The 8,585-nt window shown below is 57.1% G+C and carries 6 protein-coding genes and 5 tRNA genes; 5 read left to right on the top strand and 6 right to left on the bottom strand.

The features are described from left to right. Positions 1-90 precede the first annotated feature (90 nt). Positions 91-162, bottom strand: a tRNA-Val gene (locus HMPREF2617_RS09845). A 246-nt stretch (positions 163-408) separates the two neighbouring features. Here HMPREF2617_RS09845 and HMPREF2617_RS09840 point away from each other — a divergent pair. From HMPREF2617_RS09840 to HMPREF2617_RS09825, 4 genes are all read left to right on the top strand, one after another. Next, positions 409-484 (top strand) — tRNA-Gly (locus tag HMPREF2617_RS09840). A gap of 40 nt (positions 485-524) precedes the next feature. Further along, positions 525-598 (top strand) — tRNA-Cys (locus tag HMPREF2617_RS09835). A 16-nt stretch (positions 599-614) separates the two neighbouring features. Then, positions 615-686 (top strand) — tRNA-Val (locus HMPREF2617_RS09830). Positions 687-722: 36 nt separating this feature from the next. Continuing rightward, positions 723-798, top strand: a tRNA-Gly gene (locus HMPREF2617_RS09825). Between the two features lie 149 nt (positions 799-947). Here HMPREF2617_RS09825 and HMPREF2617_RS09820 read toward each other — a convergent pair. The 5 genes from HMPREF2617_RS09820 to HMPREF2617_RS09800 are packed head-to-tail and all read right to left on the bottom strand — an operon-like array spanning position 948 to position 7,180. Further along, entirely contained in the window at positions 948-2,339 is a 1,392-nt protein-coding gene (locus tag HMPREF2617_RS09820) for an ABC transporter ATP-binding protein (protein WP_070770959.1), read from the bottom strand. Continuing rightward, positions 2,336-3,022: an energy-coupling factor transporter transmembrane component T family protein gene (locus HMPREF2617_RS09815; RefSeq protein WP_070451588.1), complete on the bottom strand. Its 687-nt coding sequence runs from the start codon at positions 3,020-3,022 to the stop codon at positions 2,336-2,338. The genes HMPREF2617_RS09820 and HMPREF2617_RS09815 overlap by 4 nt, the downstream gene beginning before the upstream one ends. Further along, positions 3,015-3,611, bottom strand: a complete 597-nt coding sequence (locus HMPREF2617_RS09810; RefSeq protein ID WP_070451311.1) for an MptD family putative ECF transporter S component — start codon at positions 3,609-3,611, stop codon at positions 3,015-3,017. Before HMPREF2617_RS09810 ends, HMPREF2617_RS09815 begins: the two co-directional genes overlap by 8 nt. 36 nt (positions 3,612-3,647) lie before the next feature. Next, positions 3,648-5,396 (bottom strand): ABC transporter ATP-binding protein, encoded by a 1,749-nt coding sequence (locus HMPREF2617_RS09805; protein ID WP_070451310.1) that lies wholly within the window; start codon positions 5,394-5,396, stop codon positions 3,648-3,650. Further along, positions 5,393-7,180: an ABC transporter ATP-binding protein gene (locus HMPREF2617_RS09800; protein ID WP_070840600.1), complete on the bottom strand. Its 1,788-nt coding sequence runs from the start codon at positions 7,178-7,180 to the stop codon at positions 5,393-5,395. Before HMPREF2617_RS09800 ends, HMPREF2617_RS09805 begins: the two co-directional genes overlap by 4 nt. Before the next feature lie 186 nt (positions 7,181-7,366). Here HMPREF2617_RS09800 and HMPREF2617_RS09795 point away from each other — a divergent pair, with 186 nt between their 5' ends. Then, positions 7,367-8,545: a multidrug effflux MFS transporter gene (locus HMPREF2617_RS09795; RefSeq protein ID WP_070840599.1), complete on the top strand. Its 1,179-nt coding sequence runs from the start codon at positions 7,367-7,369 to the stop codon at positions 8,543-8,545. The last annotated feature ends 40 nt before the right edge of the window (positions 8,546-8,585 follow it).

Below are 8,585 nucleotides of genomic sequence, written 5' to 3'. Positions count from 1 at the left end.
TAGCAGACACACATTTTGTCGCTTAACCCACAGACACACATTTTGTCGCTTAACCCAGAAAAACCGTCAGTTTCCTGACGGTTTGCGTTGTGGTCCTAGCTGGGATCGAACCAGCGACCTTTCCGGTGTGAACGGAACGCTCTTCCACTGAGCCATAGGACCGAACGAATTGCTAGATTACACGGATGGAGCGCCACGGACGAATCCGCAGGCCACAACCACTTTCCCCCAAGAGAGCCTTCCTCTGCCTAGTTTGACACCTTGAATCGCGTGCGGCTCCCGAGAATTACATCGCTGAAACCTCATTAACCAACCCGCACCAAGTGCCGTGAACTGCCGATTTGGATACAAGCGGTGAATGAGGATAAGGTTTGTTCTCGCAATCAGCGCGGTAAGCGCGGAGAGCATGCGGATGTAGCGCAGTTGGTAGCGCATCACCTTGCCAAGGTGAGGGTCGCGAGTTCGAGTCTCGTCATCCGCTCCAAGTACTTCGGAGTTCCCGAATACTTTGGAGGTAACTCCACGGTGGATTGGTCGAGTGGTTAGGCAACGGTCTGCAAAACCGTGTACACGGGTTCGATTCCCGTATCCACCTCCAAGCTGTCACCAGCCAAGCGCGATTAGCTCAGCGGTAGAGCACTACCTCGACACGGTAGGGGTCACTGGTTCGATCCCAGTATTGCGCACAGAGGGTCTCCCCCCTCGTCAACTGAATACAAGATGCGGATGTAGCGCAGTTGGTAGCGCATCACCTTGCCAAGGTGAGGGTCGCGAGTTCGAGTCTCGTCATCCGCTCCACTATGACGTTGAAAATGATAAAACGGCGTTTGCGTTAGCGCGTATCGCTTAGGGGGGTGCGAAAAATCGCCTGCGTTAGCGAGTGTATAGCGCGTTAGCTCTTACCTGCAGAAGCGCTTTCCTCTCTTTCGGCTGAGCGGGCGTTTGCGTTAGCAGGCGTTGATTTGGTCGAGGCGGACGCTATGGTCGGCGACCTCGGTCACAAGTTCGGCATCGTGGGTGATGACAATGACGACGGCACCAGTGTCAGCGAGTTTACGCATTACTCGGGAAATCGCGACCAGGTGCTTGTAGCCAACACCGGATGTGGGCTCGTCGAAGATATAAACTTTCTTGTTCGTAGCAAGCGCTGTAGCAATAACCAGGCGTTGGCGTTGCCCGCCAGAAAGTGCTTGGGGATGATCAGTCTCGTGGTCGGCAAGGTCGAGTTCTTCAAGGATCGCGTGGGCATCGATGTGTTGCTTTTCGGCTTTGGTCGTGCCGAGCGTGACTTCGTCGATGACGGTATCTGAGAACAACTGTCGGGTAGGGTCTTGCATCACAAGGTAGGCGTCGCGGCTGGTGAATTTTTGTCCGCCGAGTGTGATGGATGCATGTTTGGCTTTTTCTAGTCCGCAAACAATGCGTGCCAGAGTTGATTTCCCTGAACCGCACGGGCCAAGGAGTGCCGTGATTTTCCCTGCCGGAAACAACACGTGGTTAATATTGAGGACTGTGTTTCCGTGGCGGTAGGCAAAGGCGAGGTTGTCGATCGTGAGCCCTTCACCTTCTGGTTCGGGCAGGCTCGGCATGGATACGGGCACTAGGGATCGCAGTCCAAGCTGTTTGCGCTCCTCATCCGAGGTAGCGTAGAACTCTTCGCCGGTTGCGGTGAGGGCGATCTTGCCTTTGTCGAAGCAGTAAACGCGGTCGACGATCCCAGCAAGGAAACTCAGCCGGTGTTCAGCAATGATGATGGTGTGTCCATCGGCTTTGAGCCTGGCGATGAGTGTGGCGAGTTGGTCGATAACGTCAGCGGACAAGTTCGCGGTTGGCTCGTCAAAGACGATCAGCGACGTGTTGTTGCACATGGCGACGGCGCAGGCCACGCGCTGCATCTGTCCGCCTGATAGTTGTGTGACGCGGGATTCCAACATGTCGACGATACCTAACTCGGCTGCAACCTCGTCAATGCGGGCACAGATCTCCTGCGGGTCGCGGCCGAGATTTTCTGGACCGAAGGCGAGTTCTTGGCGCACGTGAGTGGTGTAGAACTGGGTGCGCGGGTTTTGAAACACTGTCGAACAGTGGTGGGCAAGCTCTGATAGATCTACTCGTGCCACGTCAATGTCGTCGACTGTGACGCTTCCGGTAAGGTCGCCGTCGTGAAAGTGTGGGATGAGCCCGTTAAACAGCCGCAACGCGGTGGTTTTCCCTGACCCTGACGCGCCACACAGCAAGGTGACGGTTCCAGGTGTGATGGTGATGGTTGCGTCGTTGATTGAGGGGTGGTCTGCTCCTCGATAGGTGAATGTGACCCCAGTTGCTTGGGCTATTGTCATAGGACGATTCTCCATATCGCGAAGCCGATAACGACGAGCAGAATAACTGCGTCGACCACCCGGAATTTCACGACCGTGACTGAGGTGGGCTTTGCGGTTCCGCCCAGTCCGCGCACGAGGGCGGCCGATGCCAGTTCGTCCCCGCTGCGTACCACGGTCGATAGCAGCGGGATTGTGAAGTACTGGGCTGCACGCAGGGAAAGCGCGGACATGCCGCGTAGTTTCATGGCATCTGAGATCGCTTTAACCTCGTGGCCGATCACGGGCAGCACACGTAAGGCAACCGAGATTGGGATCGTGAAACAGGTCGGGATCCGTGAGCTGGCGAGTGCTTTTTGCAAGGTGGCGGGTCGGATTACGCCGATCGCATAGGCTCCCATTCCTGCGCTGACACTGAATCGCCACATCCACTGCAAAAACAGCACGAGGAACGCGCTGGCCGTTGATTTCCAGACCAGGGGTATCACATAAACGAGTGTGCCGAGGACCGCAAACGTGGCGAGGTAGCCTGCTACCCAGCTCGGGCGCACGAGCGTGTTGGGGTTGATCGCAGCGCTCGCCAGCATCACGGCGGCGAATCCGCCCAGAGTACACACGAACCACGGCGAGTAGGCGCTGTAGATCGTGGTGGAGACGATGACGAGCGCTGCGATAATCGTGCGCGGGTCGGGAAGTTTAGACAAGACCGGCCCGTTCAAAGTGCTTACGCGCCACCCGGGTTCCTAACAGACCAGCAAGCCAGCCCACGATGAGCATCACAACGAAGAAGCCCAACAGAGTCGGGATAGTGACTACCTGGGCCATCTTCGCGGCATACTCGGCACCCATTTGTTCGGCGATCTGCGACATATATGCATCTTGGTTCATAAATAGCGGTATCCACGGTGACACGTAGATCGGCAGGATAAACAATGCATATGCCAGTGGAACGCGAACTTTCACGCTCTTCGGCCCCTTGGTGATCACCAAGTCAGCGAGCAGGCCGAATACAGCGGCCACCGCGACGCCGCCCACCCAGTGGCCGGTCACGAAAAAGAGGATTTCGATGATAATCAGCATGATTGTCAACGCCCCCATCTTCGGAGTGCGTGCTGTGAACAGCGCAAAGACGATGCCGTTAACGAGGATAGAAAGCAAGAAACCGGCATACATGGCGGCGGGGATGAACCCGAGCATTCCGAATGCAAACACGATGACGAACATCAAGGCGGTGAAGACGCCAATGTTGATGAAGTCGCGCGCGTTGAGGCGCGAGGATGTGGGTGTGGACATAGTTTTTCCTTTCATGATTGTGAACAGTGCTGTGTTTTAGACGAGTTGCCATCCGGCGGCGTTGATGCGTTCTTGCCAGAAATCGCGGTATTGACCTGGCTGGTTGACCAGCTCGTCGTGGCACCCGCGCTGGGCGATACGCCCACCGTGGGAGAGCACAATGATTTGGTCAGCTGACCGAATGGTTTCCAGTTTGTGGGCGATGACAATCAGTGTGGAGTGTTTGCGTAGCTCATTCATCGCCGCAACAATGTTGGCTTCATTTTCCGCGTCCAACGCGCTGGTGGCCTCATCGAACAGCACAATCGGAGCTTTCTTCACCAAGGCGCGAGCGATGGACACTCGTTGGCGTTCCCCACCTGACAGTGCACGCCCGCCAGCACCCGCCAATGAATTCCAGCCGTCTGGGAGGCGGTTGACGATTTCCGTCACGCCCGACAGGTCAGCGGCCCACCTGATTTCTTCATCGGTGGCTTCTGGGTTGCCAAGGCGAATGTTGGCTTCGAGAGTGTCGTTGAATAAGTAGACGTCTTGGAAGACGAGAGACACCTGGCGCATCAGGTCTTCGATGGTCTGCTCGCGCACGTCCACTCCGCCAACGCGCGCGCTGCCGGACTGCACATCCCAGAAACGTGCAACCAACCGGGCGATCGTCGTCTTCCCGCACCCAGATGGACCAACCAGGGCACACATGCCGCCTTGCGGGACATGGAAGGAAATATCACAAAGAACCGGGGTGTCCGGATCGTAGCTGAAGGTGACGTCCTCGAAACGAACATCACCAGGGGCGTTTATCGGTGTGGAGGCATCGGGTTCGGACAGTTCGGGGGCATCCATGACCTTGTCGACGTGGTTCATCTGCTGGCGGCGTTCTTCCAGCCCGGTCATGCAGCCGCCGATGTCTTGGAGCATGGTGGTGAACCGCAGGCACATGCCGATTGTGACCACGGCGTTCAGCGCATTCATTTGCCCGCCGAGGGCGAGTTGGGCGGTCAGCCAGATCATCACCACAATGAGCGCTTGGACGAACATTCCATTAATCAGGTTCGCTAATGTTTCGATCCACAATGCTTTGCGACCCTTGCGGTCAGCCTGTTTGAATGCCCGATCAAGGGCCGGGTAGTCGTCGGCGACATGGCAGGAGCGCAGCGCGCCTTGGCAGGTGGCGAATTCGACCATGCGAGCCGCCAACTCTGACTCGGCTGGTTCGGAAACCTGCTTACCTTTATCAAGAAGCACGCGGGAGATATGGAGGAAAGCGAGCATGATCGGGAAGGCGATCGTCAAGGTCAGTCCCAGTCGCCAATCCCAGAACCAGGTTCCCACAGTGATCACCAGCACGGCTGAGAGTTTTTGGACGAGGGAGAAAATGAAATGTGCCGCCGACTCGCCCAAGTTCATCATTTCCTGGGTGACCATGCGCGACAGCCGTCCAGAGCTACCCGAATCGAACACTCCCAACGGTAGGCGGGCTACCTTGTTGCCGACCGCTTGGTGGACGTCGTGAATGAATCCGAGCGCGCCGATATAGCCGGTGCGCATGCCATAAAACTCCGTGCCCACGCCCAGCATCGCGATCACCGCCAAGGCGATGAGCCAGCCCGAAAACGACAGCCCCCACACCGGCATTCCGGTTGCTAGGGCACTTGCGGCGGGAAGCAGAGTCAGCAGGGCAAAGCCGTGACACAGTCCTGAGACCGCACCCCACGCTTGACCAACCGAAAGGTCTCGCCACGAGGCGGGTTCCATCAAACGCTTAAAGCGTGGCAGCAATAGTTGATTCATCGTGTCATCTCCTCGCATGCACCTTGGGTAAGAAGTGCCTGATAGTGCGCATTACCCAACAGCTCATCGTGTTTACCGACCACAGCAATGCGCCCGCGTTCCATGACGACGATTTGGTCTGCCCCTCTGATCGAGGCCAGTCGGTGGGCGATCACAATCACGGTTCTGCCTTTGGCAAGAGTCGAGAGAGCTTGTTGGATTTTCGATTCCGATTCCGGGTCCGCCATCGCCGTCGCCTCGTCCAGCACCAACACTGGGGCATCAACCATGAGCGCCCGGGCGATTGCGATACGGGCTGCCTGGCCGCCCGAAACGTGGGTGTCCTCGCCCAACACGGTGTCGTAACCATCTGGCAGGCTCATGATGAACTCGTCGATCTGCGCTGCCCGCGCCGCCTGCCGCACCTGATCCAAGGTTGCGTCTGGCGCGCCCAGGGAAATGTTGTTGTGGATGGTGTCACGAATAAGCTGTGCATCTTGCAGGACGAATGCAACCGTCGAATACAACACATCCTGGGAAATGCTCTTTAGATCAACCTCGCCAATAGTGATCGTGCCAGCGTCCGGGTCATCGAAGCGGGCAATCAAACTCGCCAACGTCGACTTCCCCGCACCCGACGGGCCAACCAGCGCGGTCACCGTGCCTGCCGGAATGCTCAGGCTCACCTCGTCTAATGCCTGGGTGTCATCATAGGCATACGACACACCCCGAATCTCAATATCATGACCCTTTGGTGTCTGTGGCGCATCGGGCTGACTCAACGCCGGTAGCTCCATGACGTTCACCAGCCTCACTGCCGCAGACCCTGCGAGCTGGTAAGACCAGGCGATTGTCGCGACTGTCATCAATGCGCCCGGCAACACCAAGGCAATCAACGTCGTCGCTATCACCTCGTAGATGCTCACCCAACCGGCGTTCATCATCAACGCGCCACCGCCAAGGTTCACGATCAACAACACCGGGATCGACACCCACGAAAATGAGGCGACCGACATCGACACCAGCGGCATACACCACGCCCGGTAGAACTTAGAAAACTCGTTAGCTGCATCTAAATAGGCTTTATGTGCTTGGCCAACCTTGCCGAACGCTTTCACCACTGAGATACCGGCAACGAACTCGGCCATCGTTGCCGAAACCTGAGCGAGCTTGGTATCCATTTGCGCGGTCTTCTCATTCATCCCACGCATCGACATGCCATACATGCCCACATAAATCGGAATCGTCGCAATCGACAGCAACGCGAGTCGCCAATCCACCACAAACGCATACATCAACAAGGCGAGCGGGGATACGATCGCGTTCAGTTTCTCGATCGGCCCGTGCGCGATCACTGTGTGCACCGTGGCCGTATCATCCTGAATGGTCTTGCGGATCTTCCCCTCACCCTCGCGGGTAAACCACGACAGCGGAGCAGTCGACATTCGGGCGGCAATTTGCCGGCGCATCTGGTTACGCAACGACAGGTCAATAAAATGCGTCACGCCCAATGCAACAAAATATAAGGTCAACCGGGTCATGTATGCACTGACGAGGAGTATGACGATCCAGTTCACTCGCGCCGGGTCCACCTGGTCTTGCATAAGTTCTCTGCCAAGCTCCACCAGAGCCACATACGGGGCAATTGCCAACACCCCGGAGGCGAACGCTAAGACCTGCGCGACGAACAGTTTGCCTTTCACCGGCTGCGATAACTGACGAATCGCGTTCTGGCCAGCGACAGATTTTTCCTTCGCCGACCCATACTCACCTTCAACAACCTGATCCATTGCACTATCGTCCATGCAAACACCATCCTTATTAAGTAAGGCTAACCTTATCTAGTTTCTGGGAGATGTACCTAATCGTGCACGAAAACCGATACGAGCAGCTCCCCCGATTGTTGCCTCTGCTGTTCTCGCTCACTGCAATGGTCACGAGACTTCAATAGGCATCGCTTCACCAGAATCCGGAGCGGCTATCCTACCGGCGTGCAGAAACTTTCTGGTGGCCTCCTCGCCGCGCTGGCTTTGTTTACCGCCTCTGGCCCCCTGGGCATCGACATGTACCTCCCGGGCATTCCAGAGCTTGCGACGAGTTTGTCGACGTCACACTCATTTGCCCAGATGACCATTACCGGGTTCATGCTCGGTATGGCCCTTGGCAATCTCTTGTTTGGGGCGATTTCCGACGGGACCGGACGAAAGCCTGTCATTATTGTGGCTTCCGCCGTTGCCCTTGTTGCCTCGGTGGCTTGCGCGCTAGCCGATTCCATCGCATTCCTCATTTGCGCCCGCTTCTTCCAAGGCCTCGCAGGTGGATGCGCGATCGTCGTTGCTCGTGCTGTCGTCCCCGACATTGCTCACGGAAAACAAGCCGCGCGCGGACTTTCAGCGCTCATGGCGATCTCCGGGTTTATGCCTGCAATCGCCCCGGTGCTTGGTGGCCTCATCATTCCCGCATTCACCTGGCGCGGCGTTTTTTGGACAATCGCTGCAGTCAATCTTGCGCAGCTCGTTGTCGCTTTGTGGCTCGTTCCCGAGACGCTGCCCTCCCACAAGCGGACAAGTGGCACCTTGCGCCAGATGTTTCCGCGGATGGGGCGCTGTCTACAACGTCCCGCGTTCACTGGATACATGGTGGCTGCAGGTTTGGGCTTTGGCACGCTCTTTTCCTACATCGCGGCTTCTCCCCTAGTCCTCCAATTGCAGCTCGGTCTGAGCCCAACCACATTCTCTCTCGTCTTCGGGAGTATCGCGTTGCTCATTCCGCTGAGCAACACACTCAATATGCGGCTGCTCAAGCGGCACCAGCCGCGCACGCTCCTTACCATCGCACTCGGAGTTGATCTCACAGTAGGTGCGATACTCCTCGCCTTTTCCATTTTGGGTCCAAGCACCGCAATGATTCCTTTTATCGCAATCCTCTCCGCGATGGCGGGATTCATCATGGCGAATGCTTCCGCTCTCGCTATCGAGGAAGTGCGAGACATCGGTACCGGAGCCGGAACCGGTGTCATGGGGTTCTTCCAATTCATTATCGGTGGACTCGTTCCACCACTTGTTGCGCTCGGCCCAAACCCAGCCGCTGCGATGGCGCTCGGCGTGCTCACCTGCGCTGGTTTGGCGCTTACGGGAGCACGCATCAGCTCACGCTTTCACCGAAGCTGATCAGCTTCAACCCACCACGTTCCAAAACCACGAGGCCAGA

Origin of the sequence: Corynebacterium sp. HMSC070H05 (assembly GCF_001837615.1) — a bacterium.
Classification (GTDB): Bacteria; Actinomycetota; Actinomycetes; order Mycobacteriales; family Mycobacteriaceae; genus Corynebacterium; species Corynebacterium coyleae.
The sequence above is the reverse complement of the archived record's forward strand: the minus strand, read 5'-3'. Positions and strand labels throughout refer to the sequence as shown.

Excerpts from the sequence above, each read along its gene's own strand:
- HMPREF2617_RS09810 (WP_070451311.1), bottom strand. The coding sequence starts at position 3,611 with ATGTCCACACCCACATCCTCGCGCCTCAACGCGCGCGACTTCATCAAC.
- HMPREF2617_RS09805 (WP_070451310.1), bottom strand. The coding sequence starts at position 5,396 with ATGAATCAACTATTGCTGCCACGCTTTAAGCGTTTGATGGAACCCGCC.
- HMPREF2617_RS09800 (WP_070840600.1), bottom strand. The coding sequence starts at position 7,180 with ATGGACGATAGTGCAATGGATCAGGTTGTTGAAGGTGAGTATGGGTCG.
- HMPREF2617_RS09820 (WP_070770959.1), bottom strand. The coding sequence starts at position 2,339 with ATGACAATAGCCCAAGCAACTGGGGTCACATTCACCTATCGAGGAGCA.